This is a genomic window from Streptomyces sp. NBC_00358 (genome assembly GCF_036099295.1).
In the GTDB taxonomy this organism is placed as follows: domain Bacteria; phylum Actinomycetota; class Actinomycetes; order Streptomycetales; family Streptomycetaceae; genus Streptomyces.
In genome coordinates this window covers 8360252-8377251 of sequence record NZ_CP107976.1, presented here as the reverse complement: position 1 = coordinate 8377251, position 17000 = coordinate 8360252, and the positions used below count along the sequence as shown (strand labels likewise).

The window sequence follows — 17000 nt, the reverse complement described above, 5'->3', positions numbered from 1 at the left end:
CACGTCAGTCGCGCAGCGCTTCGATCACACTGCCGAGGTGAGCGCGGACGGCCGCTTCGGCCGCCTGCGGGTCCCTGGCCTCGATCGCCTCGATCATGGCCAGGTGTTCACTCAGGGACTGCTGCGCACGGCCGGGTCGCAGCGCCAACTGGAACCGGTGGCGCACCAGTTGGGCGTTGAGCCGCTCCAGGAGTCCCACGGCCGTCTGCTGGCCGGAGAACTCCCTGATCCGGGCGTGCACTTCATGGTTGAGCTCGGAGTACGTCACCGGTTCGCCGTCGGCGACCGCCTTGACCATGGCGGCGCCCAGACGGGTCAGTTCGGCGAGCTGGTCGTCGGATGCCAGGGTGGCCGCCTTCGCGGCGCAGAGACCTTCGAGCGCCATACGGCACTCGGTGATGGCCACCGCTTCCTCCACGGTCACCACCCGCACCCGTGATCCGCGGTTGCGGATCCGCTCGACCAGACCCTCCGATTCCAGCTCGATCAGCGCCGCGCGGGCGCTGGCCCGGGTGACACCGAACTGCTCGGCGAGTTCGTTCTCCACCAGCCGCTGGGCCGGTGCCATCTCTCCGCGCAGAATCGCCTGCCGCAGCTGCACCAACGCGTGCTGCTTGGCCTGCTCTCCGGTGCCTGGACGGGCTTCCGTCTGCATTGCGCCCTCCCTGAGTGAGTGCCTGTCGAACGTAAATCTAGACCAACAAGATTGTCAACAATTTTGTTCGGCATGTTGCCGACATGCGTCCGGCCCTGCCCTCCCGCACCCCGATGCCGGCCCGGCAGACGTACCGGTCGTCCGCCGTCAGCGCTTGTGGTGCGCGGGTGGCGGCCCCACCATGAACCTCGACCGCCACCGCCCGACGGGCCGGGGTCGGCCCCCCGCCCCGCCCGCCTTCCACCCGGACTCCGGGGCTCCCGGGGCGCGAGGTCGTCACGCTCCCAGCGCGACCGCCGACTCACCGTCGACTCACCGTCGACCGAAGGGACTTCCCGCATGCGCGCTTCGCTCCGTACCGGGGCGGCAGGAATCGCCGCCCTGTGCCTGGCCCTCGTCGCCGTTCCCGCTCACGCCACACCTCCCGGCCCCGGGGTCAGCGGCACGGTCGTCTCGCAGACCACCGTCGGCGGCACGGACTACATACTCCGGGAGATCACCATCCCGCCCGGCCAGGCGACCGGCTGGCACTATCACGACGGCCCGCTCTACGGATACGTCGAGCAGGGCACCCTCAGCCACTTCGCCTCGTCGTGCGCCGAGGACGGCCTCTACCGGGCGGGCGACTCCCTCACCGAGCCGCCCGGCCCCGCCAACGTCCACATCGGACGCAATCTCGGCAAGAAGCCGCTGGTCCTGGACGTCCTCTACGTACTGCCGCACGGCCCTTGTGCGGGGGAAGCAGCGCAGGCCCACCCGCCGTGAGGACGGCCCCGCCCTTGTCGGGGCGGGGCCGTCGTCAGACGTGGGACCGCGCGCGGTTACCGGGCCGGTGTCCCTTGCGAGGGCGCCGGGGCCAGGCCGGTGGGACGCGTCGTGAAGACGCCCCGGCCCTGGGTCCGGCTCCTCAACCGGGTCGCGTAGCCGAAGAGTTCGGCCAGCGGCACGGTTGCGGTGATCACCGACGCGCCCACCCGGGTGAGCGAACCGGAGACCCGGCCGCGCCGGGCCGCGAGGTCGCCGAGCACCCCGCCCACCGCGTCCTGCGGCACCGTGACGGTGACCTCGGCCACCGGTTCCAGCAGGAGCATCGCACTGGCGCGCAGCGCCTCACGCAGCCCGAACCGGCCGGCCGCGCGGAACGCCATCTCCGAGGAGTCCTTCGCATGGGTCGCACCGTCCGTGAGGGTGACGCGGAGCCCGGTCACCGGGTGGCCGCCGAGGGGACCCTCGGCGAGCGCGTCCCGGCAGCCCGCCTCCACAGCACGGACGTACTCCTGCGGGACCCGGCCGCCGACGACCGTCGAACGGAACTCGAAGCCCACCGGGCTTCCCTCGACGCCGCCCGGGTCGGCCCCCAGCGGCTCCACGTCGAGGACGACATGGGCGAACTGCCCAGCCCCCCCGTCCTGTTTGACATGCCGGTACACCAGACCGGACACACCGCGGGCCACCGTCTCGCGATGGGCGACCCTCGGCCGCCCGACACCGACGTCGAGCCCGTGGACGCGCCGGATCTTCTCCACCGCCACCTCCAGATGCAGTTCTCCCATGCCCGACAGGACCGTCTGCCCGGTCTCGGGATCGGTACGGACGACCAGCGAGGGGTCCTCCTCGGCCAGCCGCGCCAGCGCGGACACCAGGCGCTCGGTCTCGGTGCCGGTGCGCGCCTCGACCGCCACGGACACCACCGGATCGGCGACGACCGGCGGTTCGAGGAGCAACGGCGCCGCGGGCGCGGCCAGGGTCGCGCCGGCCCGGGCGGACTTCGGCCCGATCACGGCGACGATGTCACCGGCCACCGCGCGCTCCAGCTCCGCGTGGCGGTCGGCCCGGACGCGGAGGATCCGGCCGATCCGCTCGGTGCGTCCCGTGCCCACGTCCAGCACCGCCTGTCCCTTCTCCACCGTGCCCGCGTAGACCCGCAGATACGTCAGCCGTCCGGTGGCGGTGGCGTTCACCTTGAACACCAGCCCCGCGAACGGGGCTTGGGGATCCGTCGGCCGTACCTGCTCCGCGCCGCCGTGCGTGCCGCGCACGGCGGGCACGTCGAGCGGCGAGGGCAGGTAGGCCACCACGGCCTCCAGCAGCGGTTCGATACCGCGGTTGCGGTAGGCCGAGCCGCACAGCACCACCACGCCCTCGCCGGTACGGGTCAGGTCGCGGAGTGCGGCCGAAAGGGTCCGCGCCGAGAGGGTGGACCGGGCGCAGAACTCCTCCAGGGCCGTCGGGTGCAGCTCCGCCACCGCCTCCTCCAGCAGCCTGCGCCGCCGTCGGGCCTCTTCCAGCAGGTCCGGAGGCACCGGGACGTCCTCGGCCGACGCGGCTCCGTCGGCCCACACCAGCGCGCGCATCCGGAGCAGGTCGACGACACCCGTGAAGGCGTCCTCCGTGCCGATCGGCAACTGGACGACCAGCGGGGCCGGATGGAGCCGTTCCCGGATCGAGTCGACCGCGGTGTCGAGGTCGGCGCCGGCCCGGTCGAGCTTGTTCACGAAGGCGATGCGCGGGACACCGTGCCGGTCGGCGCGCCGCCACACCGACTCGCTCTGCGGTTCCACGCCCGCCACGGCGTCGAACACGGCGACGGCGCCGTCGAGGACACGGAGCGAGCGCTCCACCTCGTCGGAGAAGTCGACGTGGCCCGGGGTGTCGATCAGGTTGATCCGGTGGCCGTCCCAGGCGCAGCTGACGGCCGCGGCGAAGATGGTGATGCCGCGGGCGCGTTCCTGGGGGTCGAAGTCGGTGACGGTGGTGCCGTCGTGGACCTCGCCCCGTTTATGGGTGGTGCCGGTGGCATAGAGGATCCGTTCGGTGACGGTGGTCTTCCCCGCGTCGACATGGGCGAGGATGCCCAGGTTGCGGACGACGGCGAGGGGGTCGGTGACGGGGTCGGTGAGGTGACGGTGCAGGTCGGTACGCACGGCCCAGGGCCTTTCGGACGATCCGGATTCGGGTCGGCGCGATTCCCGGACGACACACCCGAGTTCGGGCGGTGGCGGACCTCCGGCGGGCAGGGCGCGGCGGCCGGCATGCGGTCGCCACGGCGCGGGCGGAGGTCAGAGAGTCGTCGCGGGTGTCCGGTTCCGGCCGCGCAGCCGGTACCGGGCCCGCGGAGACACGAGGATCACCTCGTACTGCGACCGGGGAACGACGACAGCGGTGCGGTAACGCACGGCCCGGCTCCCCTCGTTGGTCACGGCACACGCGGCGCCTGAAGTGGCGGCGTGTGATTCCGTGGCGAGTCTAGGGAACCGGGCCGGGGCTCGGCACCGGGTTTTCCGTGAGCGGTCCGGTGCGCGGGTGCGGTGTGCCGGCTCAGTTGCGGCTCCACCGCTGGTTGGTTCCCCCGTTGCACGACCACAGGACGATCGACGTCCCGTTCGCCGTGCCGTTGCCCGAGGCGTCCAGGCACAGGCCGGAGACGTTGTTGGTGACGGTTCCGTCGGAGTTGACGGTCCACTTCTGGTTGGTGCCGCCGTTGCAGTCCCACAGGACGACCCGAGTGCCGTTCGCGGTCCCGCTGTTGTAGGCGTCCAGGCACTTGTTGCCGTAGACGACGAGTTCGCCGCGCGAGGTGGCGGTGAACGTCTGGTTCTGGCCTCCGCCGCAGTCCCAGAGTTCGGCCTGGGTGTTGTTGGCGATGGCGCTCCTGAAGAAGTCGAGGCAGCGCCCGGACCCGGTGCCGACGATCGCGGTGCCGTTGGTTCCCGGTACGGCGCGGACCGCGACCGCGTCGATGTCGGGCGCGGTGCCCGAGGCCGCGAAGGCGAGCGTGTTGGAGCCCTTGGCCAGCGAGGCGAGGACGGAGACGGTGCGGTACGTGCTCGCCGACCCGGTGGGCGGGAAGGCCAGGGTCTGCGCGTACTGACCGTCGACCTGGAGGGTCGCCCGGCGGGCCGTGGAGCCGGCGTTGGCGTAGCTGATGTCGACGAGCTTCGTGCCGGCGGCCGTCGCGACGACACCGGTGAAGGTCGGTGTCGTGGCCGAGGTGGTGTCCTCGTACGTCGTCCCGGAGCCCTCGGTGCCGCCGACGGTGAGCAGCACGGCCTCGCCCGCGGGCACGCTCGTGGTGTAACTCGTCGTGTAGGAACCGGCGTTGGTGGCGGTCCATACGTTGCGGACCGTGGCGGAGGCCGTGGTCAGGCCCATGTCCGCCCAGCGGGCGGTGATGTCGGCCGCCGCGGTCGTGCGGTTGAGTAGCAGGACCGCGCGCTTGCCGGTACCGGCGAGGACCTTGCTGTAGACCTGAAGTCCCGTCGTGTCCTCGGCGACCTTCACGCCCTGGAGCCCGCGCGGATCCTGGTCGACGGCGATGGCCTCGGAGTTGGTGAGGATCGAGGCGGTCGACGCGCTCATGGTGGCGAGGTTGTCGCCCGCGAGCAGCGGTGCGCCGGAGATGGCCCACAGCCCCATGTGGGTTCGGTTCTGGGCGGCGCTCAGGCCCGCCATGCCGACGGTCATCATGTCGGGGTCGTTGTAGAAGCCGGTGTGCTGGGCGGCGGGGTGCAGCGACTTGTCGAAGTTCGCGAGGACGCTCGACATCGAGGGGTTGTCGGGCCAGTAGACGATGTCCGTGCTGGTGCGCCACAGGTCACCCGTGCCGGCGGCCCAGTTCCACGGATTGCCGGTGCCCCACTCGCACAGCGACAGGACGAGCGGGTGTCCGGTGACCGCGGCGGCGGCGCTGTTCGCGTCCCGGATCGCCTTGTACGTCGTCTCCTGGTCGAGGCCCTCGGCGTCCCCGCCGCACCAGTCGACCTTGACGAAGTCGAAGCCCCAGTTCTGGAAGGTCTGGAGATCCTGCTGGTTGTGGCCCTCAAGACCGGTGCCGGGGGTGGCGGGTGTCGTGGAGGGGGTCGGATAGTAGTAGCCGCAGCCGTTCTTCCCCGCGTCGGTGTAGATCCCGGCCTTGAGACCCTTGCCGTGGATGTAGTCGGCGATGGCCTTCATGCCGCCCGGCCACTGCGCGGTGTCGACGCTGATGTTGCCACTGCTGTCACGGGCGCCCTGCCACCAGCCCTCGTCGATGTTGACGTACTTGTATCCGGCGGCCGCCATGCCGGAGGAGACGAGGGCGTCCGCCTGGGCCTTGATGGTGGCGTAGTCGATGGCACTGGCGAAGCTGTTCCACGAAGCCCAGCCCATCGGGGCCGGAGCGACCGCGGCCTGGCTGGTGGCGACCGCGGCGGGTTCGGCCGCGAGCGGCGCGGCCGACTGGCCGAGTCCGGTCAGCGCGGCGGCGGCGAGGAGCAGGACGGCGCCATGGACGCCCGCGCGTCTGAGGAGACGTAACAGACTCATCATGTTCGAAAGAGGGGACATGCGGCTCTCCCTTGAGGGGTTTGTTCGCAGAGTCGAACAAAAGTCAACGCGACTCGCCATATGGCAGCGCCTTGGCCGGACCGCGTCAAGTCCCTTGAGGCAAAAGGCCGTTCACCGCCGGGCCGTCCTCCGCCGGCGGCGCGGGCGCGCGGGGCCGAGGACGGGCCCGTTCGCGGCGTCGCGGAAGCAACCGCGCCGGGGCCGTCGCGCGACCGGACCGGGGGTGCGCGAACGGTCCGGGCCGCGACGGCGGTACGCGGCCGGGCGGGCGCTCGCGATATCTTTCGCCCTGTCAGGGTCCAGGGGGCCAGCAGTTGTCCAAGGTCGGGATGGTCATGCGCGAGGAAGCGATCGTCGAGGCAGCCGCCGGAGTTCATCTGGTGCACGGCAGCAACACGAACTGGGTGGTGCTGTCCGAGGGCGACTCGGTCACCCTGATCGACACGGGGTATCCCGGCGACCGCGAGCAACTCCTGGCGTCACTGAGGACCCTCGGCCACGCGCCCGAGGCTGTGACCGCCGTGCTCATCACCCACGCGCACAGCGACCACCTCGGATCCGCCGAGTTCCTGAACGGCACCTACGGCACCCCGGTCCAACTGCACGAGACCGAAGTGCCGCACGCGCGCCGTGAGTTCCTCCACCAGGTGAGCATCGGCCAGGTGATGCGGCAGGCATGGCGTCCCGGAGTGCTGCCCTGGGCCGTGCACGCCATCCGCTCCGGCGGCACGGCGGACGTGGCCATGACGAAGCCCGAGGCCTTCCCGCACGAGGGTCCGCTCGATCTGCCCGGCCGGCCGGTCCCGGTCCACACCCCCGGCCACACACCCGGTCACTGCGTCTACCACCTGCCGGACGCCGGTGTGCTCATCTCCGGTGACGCCCTGGTGAGCGGCCACCCCACCTCGCGCATACGAGGTCCGCAACTGCTGCCCGAGATGTTCGACACCGAGCGCGCCGGGGCACTCGCCTCACTCGAACGCATCGAGGCGCTCGCCGCCGACACACTGCTGCCCGGACACGGACCCGTGCACCGGGCCTCGGTGCGCGAGGCGGCTCAGCGCGCCCGGGAACTGGCCGCCGGCTGACGGGGTCCGGCCGCCGAGACCGCCGACCGGACCACCCGAACCTCCCGAGCTACCCGAACTACCCGAGTTCGAGCGTGGTGACCCCGTGGACCCGCTCCCCCGCGAACGCCCTGACCGGCCCGGTGTACATCCGGGCCGTCTCGAAGGAGGGCGTCAGGCCGAGCTTCTCGACGAGGGAGACGGCCGCCGCGTTCGTCTCGGGAACATCGATGGCGAGCGCCCTGCCGCCCGCGTCCGCGGCGAGCGCGGCGAACAGCGCGCGGGCGTCGTCGGCGGTGTCGGCGAACAGGGGCCCGACGCGCAGGGAGTCACGCGCCGGACGCAGCACGGCGTACCCGCTCAAGTGCCCGTCGTCGGCGCGCCGGACGAAGGTGCGGTGTCCGGGCGAGGCCAGCCAGGACTCCAGGAACGCCGGCCGGTCGGCGGGGTGGCAGGCGCTGTCGTACGCCGCGATCGCCGCGCGGTCCGCGGCCTCGGCCGCCCGCACTCCCGAGGGTTCCTCCCCGACGGGGGCCACCCCGGTGAACCGGACGGTCCGGTAGGCGAGTTCGAAGCCCGACTTGCGGTAGTTGTCCTGCTGGGCGACCACTCCGTCGAGGCCGACGGTCCGGTCACCCGCGTGGGCGAGGGCCGTCTCCCAGGTGGCGACGCCGTAGCCGTTGCCGCGCAGATCCGGGCGTACGAGGTAGAAGCCCAGGAAGGCGTAGTCGGCGCCGTAGTTGACCACCGAGATGGCCGAGACCGGCTCCCCGCCGACGCGACCCAGGAAGAAGCCCCCGGGATCCTGAGCGAAGAAGCTCTCGGCGTCGGCGAGCCCGGGATTCCATCCCTCGCCGGCCGCCCAGCCGCCGACCACCTTCCAGTCGTCGAGCGTGGCGTGGCCGACGACGAGGCCGTCGGGTCCCGGAGAGGTCATGGGGGCGCTCCAATGCTTGCGGGTCAGGGGGTGCGCCGGCCGCGGACCGGTCGCGGGGTGCGCCGCTCGCGGACCGGTCGCGGGGCGTGCCGCTCGCGGACCGGTCGCGGGGCGTGCCGGTCGATGAGGGATCGCGGGGTGCGCCGACCGGCCGTACGCACCACATCCTTCCCGATCCCCGCGCCGACGGCAGCGACAAGCACCGCGCACGGGAAGGGATTCGGCCACTCCGGGACACGCACCCGACGCGACGCCGCGCTCCGCGCCGCGCATCCGGGCCTCACCTCCGCGCCGCATCCGGGCCTCACCTCCGGGCGCGCGCCCGCGGCGCCCCGCCTTCATTGACGCGAACCCATCACGCGACTAACTTCCGGGAGCGCTCTCAGTCCCCCCACCGACCCGCTCCGGTCCCCTCACCGAGGCACGCCGCCCCCTTTCCCGGTCCCCCACCGACCCTCTCCCCGAACAGAGGTCGACCATGAAGACAACGTTGTCCCACGGTCTGCGCAGGGCTGTTCCGGTCCTCCTGGCGCTCACCGCCGCACTCGCGCTCCCCGCACCCGTCGCCGGGGCCCGGCCCCTCGCCCCGGCCGCGGTCCCGCCGGGCCCCGCCCTGTCCGGCGCCATGCCGTCCGGCGCCATGCCGTCCGGCGCCCCCGCCGCCTCCGCGTCCGCCGCCGCGTCCGTCTGCAACAAGTACTGCGACGCCCGTGACCCCGCCCTCGCTCCGCAGGACCGCACCCCGGTCTCCTCCACGGTCTTCTCCCGCGCCATCACCCTGCACTTCGACGACGCGGACGCGATGGGCTGGGCCTCGCTCGACAACGGCAGCCCCGGCGACGAGGTGTGGCTGGACCGGTCCTTCGACGGCGGACGCACCTGGAGCTCGGGCAGCCGGCTCGGGGACACCTCCGTACCCTCGGGTCAGCGCGGCCGGCGCACCCTCATGTACAACGTGGACGACTGGGGAAACCTCGGTGTCGGCGCGCTGCGCGCCTGCGGCAAGGCCGGGGACCGCACCGACATCGCGTGCACCGCCTGGGCCCGGACGACGTGGAACGCGGGTGAGCGGCGCACGGCCGCCGCGACGGCCCAGATGATGTTCTACGACAACTCCACGGGGCTCTTCGCCACGACCGGCTGGTGGAACTCCGCGAACGCGCTCACAGCGCTGATCGACAACATCCGGGTGACCGGCATGGGCAGTTACAAGTACGCGATAGCCAACACCTACAACCGTCAACTCACCGCGCAGGGAGGGCAGTTCCGTAACGACTACCTCGACGACACCGGCTGGTGGGGACTCGCCTGGGTGGCCGCGTACGACCTGACCGGCGACAGCCGCTATCTGAGCACCGCGCGCGCCGACGCCGATCACATGGCGGCGTACTGGGACACGACCTGCGGTGGCGGGGTGTGGTGGAGCACCGCGAAGACCTACAAGAACGCGATCGCCAACTCGCTGTACATCCAGCTCAACGCGGCTCTGCACAACCGGGTTCCCGGTGACAGCGCCTACCTCTCGCGGGCCCTGGCCGGCTGGTCCTGGTTCCGCTCGACGGGCATGGTGAACTCCTCGCACCTGGTGAACGACGGCATCGACCTGTCGACGTGCCGGAACAACGGCGGCACGGTGTGGTCGTACAACCAGGGCGTGCTCCTCGGCGCGCTCACCGAACTCGACCGGGCGACCGGCGACAGCGGACAGCTCGACTCGGCGCGGCAGATCGCCGACGCGGCGACCACGTCCGCTGCGCTCAACACGGCCGCCGGGATTCTGCGGGACCCGTGCGAGAGCGGCGACTGCGGGGCCGACGGCCCGTCGTTCAAGGGGGCCCATGTGCGCGGTCTCGGCCGGCTGAACGCCGCGCTGCCCGACCATCCCTACTCGGCCTATCTGGGACGGCAGGCCGACGCCGCCCACAGCGGGGACCGCAACGCGCTCGACCAGTACGGTCTGCGCTGGCCTGGGCCCCTGGACCGCGCGGACGCGGCCCGGCAGCAGAGCGCGCTCGACCTGCTCGACGCCGCGCCCTGAGGCTCCCCGCGCCAGTACCGCGGGGAACCGGGGAAGGCGGAGACGGCGGGACGTCATGGAGGAGGCTCCACCGGTCACCCGTCCGATGGAGCCTCCGGTCCTTGACCGCGACGGGTCAGCGCACCGGGTGCCGGTCAGCGCACCGCGGCGGGCCTGAACCGGCGGTACAGAACGGCGCCGCCCAGCAGCAGCGCCGCGCTCGCCGCGACGGCCGGCATCGTCTGGTCCTCGCCGGTGTGGGCGAGGGAGGCCCTGGTCCCGCTCTGCGGCCGGGCATGTGCCGGCACTCCGGGACGCGGGACCGCCACCGGCGGGGCGGACGGCCTCGGGGCGGGGTTCCCCGGGTGGTGCGGCTGTCGGGGCTTGGCGCCCGGGGTGTTGGCGGACTCGTTCCCGACGGACGCGTTACCGAGGCCGACCACCGTCACGGAGTTGCCGCTGACGTTGGCCGGGAGATCCACCGGGAGCTGCAGACCGTTGCCCGAGAGCACACCCGGTGAATCCTTTCCTCCACCGCGCGCCACCGCGCCCGCACCGCCGCCGTGCACGCCTGCTTGCCCGTGCCGCCCGGCGCCGTGTCCGGCCGCACCCCCGTGCCTCCCGGCACCGGACGTGCCGGCGCCGCCCGGGGCGCCCACGTTGGCGCAGCGGTTGCCCGCGGCGGGGTTGAGCAGCCCGGCCACGTTCAGCGTGTTGCCGCACAGGTTCACCGGCACGTGGACCGGGAGCTGGACGGTGTTGCCGGAGACCAGGCCGGGCGAGCCTGCCGTCGCGCCGTCCGCCCCCGCGTCGGCGTGGGCCGGCATGGTCGCGGCGAGCGCGCCCGAGGCGGCGGCCGCGGCGATCAAGCCATTTCGGGTCACCCGTTTCATAAGCTTCACTGCCTTCCAGACAACGTCGCGGGCACTCGCCCACAGTGGCTAGAACGCCTGTGAACCATCCGAGTTATGGCTTATCGGGCTTTCACCCCATCGAGCGTCACGTCCGTCGAACGGCCGCCCGCCCCGTACGAAGGACGACGGCGGGCAGAGTAGGGCACGGCGGCCGGTTCCGCTCGCCCAGAGGCGTGCCCCCAGGGCCGCGTCTATCGTGATCCGGGGGGTAACGCCGGTCCACCGCCGGGCGACCCTGGAGGCAGGCATGCTGTCCGTGCACCAACGCTTCGCGGTCGTGGGAGCCGCCACCGCGACGCTGACCCTGCTGGCGGCGGGGCTGCCGATGGCGGCGAGCGCCGACGACACGCCCGACCTGTCCCGCTTCTACGGCCAGAAGGTCGCGTGGGCGGCCTGCAGGGGCGACGGCATGCCCAAGGACCTGCAGTGCGGCAAGGTCACCGTCCCGCTGGACTACGCGCGACCCGACCGCGGCACGCTCGACCTGGCGCTGGCCCGCTACCGGGCGACGGGTCATTCACGGGGTTCGGTGCTGTTGAACTTCGGCGGTCCCGGCGGCGCGGGAATACCCGTGCTCGCCGGGGGCGGCAAGGACTTCATGGGCCTGACGAACGGCTACGACGTGGTGACCTTCGACCCCCGGGGCGTCGGCCGGTCCTCGCCCGTCAGCTGCGGCGACGGGGTGGACGCGATCTTCGGGTCGAGCGCCGCCGACACCGATGTGCGGGCGGCGCTCAAGGCGGTGAAGAAGTCCGCGGACATCTGCGCCCGGCACTCCGGCGCCGTCCTCCCCCACATCGGCACGGTCAACGCCTCCCGCGACCTGGACGTGATGCGCCAGGCCCTCGGCGACAAGAAGCTCAACTATCTCGGCTTCTCGTACGGGACCCGGCTCGGCGCGGTGTACGCGGCCCAGTTCCCCAAGAGGACGGGGCGGATGGTGCTCGACGGGGTCGACACACTCACCGAGCCGTTGGCCCAGCAGGGCCTCATAGGCGCCGAGGGGCAGCAGACCGCGCTCGACGACTTCATCGGCTGGTGCGCGAAGAACATGGCCTGCCCGTTCGGACAGGACGAGCGCAGCGCCGGCGAGCAGGTGGTCCAGCTCGTCGAATCGCTCGACGAGGAACCGGTGCCGTCCGACTTCGGCCAGGAGTTCTCCGGACAGGACCTGGTGGGGGCGATCAGCCAGGCGCTCTACAGCAAGGCGATGTGGCCCGTCCTCGAACAGGCCCTCAGCCTGCTGGTCCAGGACGGCGACACCCACGGACTCACGCAGTTGTCCGGCGGCGCCTCGCTGCCCGGTACCTCCCCGCCCGCCCGGCACACGCGGAAGCAGGAGCGTCAGGAGCCGAAGCCGGAGCGGCACGGCGGGCTCGTCGACGACGAGGACATCCCCCTGGACAACCTCCCCGCCGCCCTGATGGCCATCAACTGCGCGGACGACCCCGACCGGCCCAGTGCCGACCAGGTCGCCGGGCAGATCGGCCGGCTCCGCGCCGAGTACCAGGAGGCCTCGCCCGTCTTCGGCCGGTTCCGGCTCGCCCAGGTGCTGCTGTGCTACGGCCGCCCGAAGGGCACCGACTACATACGCGACGAGGTCCGCGACGTCCACGCCTCGAAGATGCTGCTCGTCGGCACCCGCGGGGACCCGGCGACCCCGTACCGCTGGACGCTGGAGACCGCCAAGCGCCTCGGCTCCTCCGCGGTGGTGCTCGACAACAAGGGCGACGGGCACACCGGGTACGCGTCCTCGAAGTGCGTGCACCAGAAGGTCGACGACTTCCTGCTGTACGGGTCGCTGCCCGCCAGCGGCAGTTCCTGCGGTCCGGAGGAGACGGACACTCCCTGACCGGCGGCCACCGGACGGGCCGTGCGACCGGCGGGGTCCGGGGTGCCCCGAACGGCCGAGGCGCTCCCCGTCGGCGACGGCGCCCCGGCGTCAGTTTCGGCGGCCTCGACGGCGCGCTCCCGCCGGAGTCCGCCGGGCGGAGCGCGTCGCGGCCCGGGTGTTCGACGGAGGTCCCGGTCGGCGGCTTTCGTCCCCATGGGTTTGACTCGTGGTGTGCGCCGGATGCTTCCACTGCTGCTCGCCGCCCTCGGCGCGGCCGGGGCGCTGGTCCTCGTCCGCGGTGTCTCGGCGTGGTGGTGGTGCGCGGCGGCCCCGCTGCTGGCGCTGACCGTGCTCGGCGGCTGGGACCTGGGGCAGCGACGGCACTCCCTGCTGCGGAACCGTCCCCTCTCCGGCCATCTGCACCACCTCCTGGAACGGCTGCGCCCGAAGCTCCAGCGGTACCTCGCCGAGCGGCACCAGGAAGGGCGGCCCTACGACGCCAGGGTGCGGACCCTGGTGTACGAGCGCGCCGGGGGCGTCGAGGCCGAGGAGCCGTTCGGTACCGCGCAGGACGTGTACGCGGAAGGCCACGTGTTCCTGGAGCCGTCGATGCGTCCGGTCGAGGCCCCGGACGATCCGCCCGTCGTCCGCGTGGGCGGACCCGACTGCACCCAGCCGTACGACATGGCTCTGCTGAATGTCTCCGGGATGAGCTTCGGGGCCCTGTCCCCGAACGCGATCATGGCGCTCAACCGGGGCGCGGCACTGGGGAAGTTCGCACACGACACCGGCGAGGGCGGGCTGTCGGACTACCACCTGCGGGGTGGTGGCGACCTCGTCTGGGAGCTCGGCACGGGGTACTTCGGCTGCCGCACCTCCGAAGGGGACTTCGAGGCGCGGGAGTTCGCGGACAAGGCCGCGCTGCCCGAGGTGAAGTGCGTGTCGCTGAAGCTCTCCCAGGGGGCGGGGCCGGGGATCGGCGGGGTCCTGCCGGGCGCGAAGGTGAGCGTCGAGATCGCGCGGGCGCGGGGTGTCCCGGTGGGTGAGCCCGTGGTGTCGCCGTCGTACCACCGGGTCTTCTCGACCCCGCGGGAGCTGGTCCGGTTCATCGCCCGGATGCGGGAGCTGGCGGGCGGCAAACCGGCCGGCTTCAAGCTCTGTGTGGGCTCGCGCCGTCAGTTCCTGGCCGTCTGCAAGGCGATGCTCGCCGAGGGCGTGACGCCCGACTTCATCGTGGTCGACGGGTCGGAGGGCGGCACGGGGGCGGCGCCCCGGGAGTTCGCCGGCACCCTCGGCACACCGCTGGCCGAGGGCCTGATCACGGTGCACAACGCGCTGGTCGGCGCCGGGCTGCGCGACCGCGTCAGGATCGGGGCGAGCGGCAGGGTCGCCACCGGCTCGGACATCGTGACCCGCCTTCTCCAGGGCGCCGACTACACCAACGCGGCCCGCGCGATGATGTTCGCCGTCGGCTGCCTCCAGGCCCAGCTCTGCCACACCAACACCTGTCCGGTGGGTGTGGCGACGCAGGATCCCCGTCTGGTCCGCGGGCTGGACGTGGCCGACAAGTCCGAGCGTGTGCACCGCTACCAGCGGGCGACGGTGCGCAGCGCGAGCCGGATCATGGCCGCGATGGGCGTACGGGATCCGGGTGACCTCACGCCGCACCGGCTGCTGCGGCGGGTCGGCCCCACGGCCGTACGGTCGTACGCGGAGCTCTACGAGTGGCTGGCGCCCGGGGTGCTTCTCGCCGAGCCGCCCCCGTCCTGGGCGGCGGACTGGGCCGCCGCCGATCCGGACTCCTTCTGAGCGTCGGAACGGGTGTCGCGGCCGGAGGTGGACACCACACCGGGCGTCGTCGTGCGCGACAGCGATGCGGGCGAGGTCGTCCGGAGACTTGAGCGTCATTGACGACCAATTGCCCTGAACGCCCGGTAAGGGAAGCCGCCAGGGTGCTGCGTCATCGATCTTTCCGGCCGACAATCGGATGACGGGGACGGAAGCGTCCGAACTGTCGTCGGAGAGGTGCGCACCGCGTGAGCGAGTTGTTGGGTGTGGCGGTACTGGGTGCCGGACACATGGGAGCCGACCATGTACGCCGCGTGGACCGGGTGGTGAGCGGGGCCAGGGTCGCCGCTGTGGCGGATCCCGACACCGATCGCGCCGAGAAGGCGGTGGCGGGCATCGACGGCGTGTCGGTCCACGCCGAGGTGGCGGCCGCGCTCGACGCGCCGGGCGTGGAGGCCGTGCTGATCGCCTCGCCGGGCCCCGCTCACGAGGAGGCCCTGCTCGCCGCCTTCGCCCGGGGTCTGCCGGTGCTGTGCGAGAAGCCGCTGGTACCGGAGTCGGCCGGGGCGCTGCGGGTGGTGGAGGCGGAGCTGCGGCTCGGACGGCGGCTGGCGCAGGTCGGGTTCATGCGCCGGTACGACGCCGAGTACCTGCGCCTCAAGTCCCTGCTGGACAGCGGTCGGCTGGGCCGCCCGCTGATGCTCCACTGCACGCACCGCAACGTGGCCTCGCCGCCCGGCTTCACCTCGGCGATGCTGGTCAACAGTTCCGTCTCGCACGAGATCGACGCGGCGCGCTGGCTGCTCGGCCAGGAGCTCACGGCGGTGACCGTCATGCGGCCCCGGCCGTCCTCGACCGCCCCGGAGGACCTGATCGACCCCCAGTTCGTCGTGTTCGAGACGGCGGGCGGCGCTCTGGTCGACGTCGAGGTCTTCGTGAACTCCGGGTTCGGGTACCAGGTGGCGTGCGAGGCGGTGTGCGAGTCGGGAAGCGCGCGGATCGGGGACGAGCACGCGATGGCCGTGACGACGGCGGGCGGGCGGCACGAGGAGGTGGCGCGGGACTATCTCGTACGCTTCGCCGGTGCCTACGACCGTGAGGTGCAGGCCTGGGTGGACGCGACCCGGGCCGGCCGGGTCACCGGGCCCGGCGTCTGGGACGGGTACGCGGCCTCCGCCGTCGCGGAGGCGGGAGTCCGGGCGCTGGAGAGCGGCGGCCGGGTGGCCGTCGATCTCGCCGCGCGCCCGGACCTCTACGCCTGATCGACCGGCTCGACCGCGGCGGTCGTGGCGCTTCCTGCCGGGCCGACTCGCGGACCCGGGCGGTCGGCCGCGCTACCGCACGCGTCGGGCGTTGACTCCGTTGGCCTCGAAGTCGTAGACGTACTGGTTGAGCCGGAGGCCGTCGACGGCACCGGCCCACAGGTTGTCACGGCCCTTGCTCACCGCGACGGTGAGGATGCTCGGCGTGCTGCCGCCGTCGTCGAGCGAGGTCTGCAGGTCCGCGAAACTGCACGGCGTCGCCTGGGTGCAGTGCGTCTCGCCGCCCGTCAGGTACCAGTTGCCGGTCGTGGTGGCGTCGAGGTACGGGCTCCAGCGGTTCAGCGACGTGATCGGGACCGGGTCCGGCTGCCACACGGCGACGGTGTAGTTGTCGGACACCGAGCTCAGATTCGGATCGATCTCGAACCGGAGGCCCGGCAGGTTGGTTCCGCCGCCGTAACCGACGTTCTCGCTGGTCTGGAAGACCTGGAACCCGACCCTGTCCAGTTGCAGGAAGTTCTCGCCGCGGAAGTCGACCTCGTTGCCGAAGTCGACCTTCTCGGCCGGATTGCTCTCCGAGGTGGCGTGGTTCGCCACCTCGATGCCGAGGCTGCCGTTGCCGTACGGCGGACTGCCGTTGGTCCCCGTCACGAACGGGCCGTCCCGCAGGGCGGCGACGGGCGAGCCGATGGTGTTGCGGGTGATGACACCCCAGTGCTGCGACTGTGCCACCCGGGTGCCGTCCGCGACGGCGGACGCCTTTCCGGGGACGGTCTCCGCGACGGCGGACACCGTTCCCGGGACGGTCGTGGCGGCCATCGTGGCGAGCGCCGTGGCGGCGAGTACCTTCCAGCGGCTTGCGCCGAGACGAACCTTCACACCTGTTCCTTTCACGAGGCCGGGGGCCGGGCATGCGTGATCGCCGGTCGGCGGCGATCACGTGATGGCCCTCGGCGCTGCCGTCCGGACCCGGCCCTCGTCGAAGGCCGTGAACGTCCCGCGGTACACGGGGGTCCCGGCCGAGCCCGGGATTCTCGTGATCACCGTGGCACGCGGTGATCACCGCCGCATCCGGGACGGGTCCGTCCGTAGCCCGGCCAGGACAACCGTTGGCACCGCAGGGTTCCGCGCCCATCGGGCCATTTCGTTACTACTTATCGCGACAGTGATAGCATATAACTGCCGTACTCCTCCGCACCCG

The 17000-nt window shown here is 72.3% G+C and carries 12 protein-coding genes; 6 read left to right on the top strand and 6 right to left on the bottom strand.

Annotated features, from left to right (window positions below):
• Positions 1-4 precede the first annotated feature (4 nt).
• Positions 5-655, bottom strand: coding sequence for a GntR family transcriptional regulator (locus tag OHT01_RS35800; RefSeq protein ID WP_328557261.1), 651 nt, complete (start codon positions 653-655; stop codon positions 5-7).
• A 339-nt stretch (positions 656-994) separates the two neighbouring features.
• Here OHT01_RS35800 and OHT01_RS35795 point away from each other — a divergent pair, with 339 nt between their 5' ends.
• Positions 995-1420, top strand: a complete 426-nt coding sequence (locus OHT01_RS35795; protein ID WP_328557260.1) for a cupin domain-containing protein — start codon at positions 995-997, stop codon at positions 1418-1420.
• A gap of 56 nt (positions 1421-1476) precedes the next feature.
• Here OHT01_RS35795 and fusA read toward each other — a convergent pair whose 3' ends face one another.
• Both fusA and OHT01_RS35785 read right to left on the bottom strand, forming a co-directional pair.
• Positions 1477-3579: an elongation factor G gene (gene fusA / locus OHT01_RS35790; RefSeq protein ID WP_328557259.1), complete on the bottom strand. Its 2103-nt coding sequence runs from the start codon at positions 3577-3579 to the stop codon at positions 1477-1479.
• Positions 3580-3973: 394 nt separating this feature from the next.
• Positions 3974-5980 (bottom strand): RICIN domain-containing protein, encoded by a 2007-nt coding sequence (locus OHT01_RS35785; RefSeq protein WP_328557258.1) that lies wholly within the window; start codon positions 5978-5980, stop codon positions 3974-3976.
• Positions 5981-6315: 335 nt separating this feature from the next.
• Here OHT01_RS35785 and OHT01_RS35780 point away from each other — a divergent pair, with 335 nt between their 5' ends.
• Positions 6316-7068: an MBL fold metallo-hydrolase gene (locus OHT01_RS35780; RefSeq protein ID WP_328557257.1), complete on the top strand. Its 753-nt coding sequence runs from the start codon at positions 6316-6318 to the stop codon at positions 7066-7068.
• 58 nt (positions 7069-7126) lie between these two features.
• Here the strand turns inward: OHT01_RS35780 and OHT01_RS35775 are convergent, their stop codons facing one another.
• Positions 7127-7984 carry a GNAT family N-acetyltransferase gene (locus tag OHT01_RS35775; RefSeq protein ID WP_328557256.1) on the bottom strand — a complete coding sequence of 286 codons (858 nt, stop codon included), beginning with the start codon at positions 7982-7984 and terminating at the stop codon, positions 7127-7129.
• Between the two features lie 478 nt (positions 7985-8462).
• Here OHT01_RS35775 and OHT01_RS35770 point away from each other — a divergent pair, with 478 nt between their 5' ends.
• A complete protein-coding gene (locus OHT01_RS35770) occupies positions 8463-10022 on the top strand; it encodes a glycoside hydrolase family 76 protein (RefSeq protein WP_443043489.1) in 1560 nt (519 codons plus the stop codon).
• Positions 10023-10156: 134 nt separating this feature from the next.
• On the opposite strand, the gene OHT01_RS35765 is transcribed toward OHT01_RS35770, so the two are convergent.
• Positions 10157-10894 (bottom strand): chaplin, encoded by a 738-nt coding sequence (locus tag OHT01_RS35765; protein ID WP_328557255.1) that lies wholly within the window; start codon positions 10892-10894, stop codon positions 10157-10159.
• A 268-nt stretch (positions 10895-11162) separates the two neighbouring features.
• On the opposite strand from OHT01_RS35765, the gene OHT01_RS35760 reads away from it, so the two are divergent.
• From OHT01_RS35760 to OHT01_RS35750, 3 genes are all read left to right on the top strand, one after another.
• Complete coding sequence (locus tag OHT01_RS35760) at positions 11163-12767, top strand: alpha/beta hydrolase (RefSeq protein ID WP_328557254.1); 1605 nt, start codon at positions 11163-11165, stop codon at positions 12765-12767.
• 222 nt (positions 12768-12989) lie between these two features.
• Entirely contained in the window at positions 12990-14558 is a 1569-nt protein-coding gene (locus OHT01_RS35755) for an FMN-binding glutamate synthase family protein (protein ID WP_328557253.1), read from the top strand.
• Positions 14559-14785: 227 nt separating this feature from the next.
• The gene (locus tag OHT01_RS35750; RefSeq protein WP_328557252.1) at positions 14786-15799 is read left to right on the top strand and encodes a Gfo/Idh/MocA family protein; all 1014 of its coding nucleotides are present in this window, start codon (positions 14786-14788) and stop codon (positions 15797-15799) included.
• Between the two features lie 72 nt (positions 15800-15871).
• On the opposite strand, the gene OHT01_RS35745 is transcribed toward OHT01_RS35750, so the two are convergent.
• A complete protein-coding gene (locus OHT01_RS35745) occupies positions 15872-16678 on the bottom strand; it encodes a hypothetical protein (RefSeq protein WP_328557251.1) in 807 nt (268 codons plus the stop codon).
• Between the last annotated feature and the right edge of the window lie 322 nt (positions 16679-17000).

Coding starts and splice junctions, on each gene's coding strand:
- OHT01_RS35800 (WP_328557261.1), bottom strand. CDS start 655: ATGCAGACGGAAGCCCGTCCAGGCACCGGAGAGCAGGCCAAGCAGCAC.
- OHT01_RS35795 (WP_328557260.1), top strand. CDS start 995: ATGCGCGCTTCGCTCCGTACCGGGGCGGCAGGAATCGCCGCCCTGTGC.
- OHT01_RS35785 (WP_328557258.1), bottom strand. CDS start 5,980: ATGTCCCCTCTTTCGAACATGATGAGTCTGTTACGTCTCCTCAGACGC.
- OHT01_RS35780 (WP_328557257.1), top strand. CDS start 6,316: ATGCGCGAGGAAGCGATCGTCGAGGCAGCCGCCGGAGTTCATCTGGTG.
- OHT01_RS35775 (WP_328557256.1), bottom strand. CDS start 7,984: ATGACCTCTCCGGGACCCGACGGCCTCGTCGTCGGCCACGCCACGCTC.
- OHT01_RS35770 (WP_443043489.1), top strand. CDS start 8,463: ATGAAGACAACGTTGTCCCACGGTCTGCGCAGGGCTGTTCCGGTCCTC.
- OHT01_RS35765 (WP_328557255.1), bottom strand. CDS start 10,894: ATGAAACGGGTGACCCGAAATGGCTTGATCGCCGCGGCCGCCGCCTCG.
- OHT01_RS35760 (WP_328557254.1), top strand. CDS start 11,163: ATGCTGTCCGTGCACCAACGCTTCGCGGTCGTGGGAGCCGCCACCGCG.
- OHT01_RS35755 (WP_328557253.1), top strand. CDS start 12,990: ATGCTTCCACTGCTGCTCGCCGCCCTCGGCGCGGCCGGGGCGCTGGTC.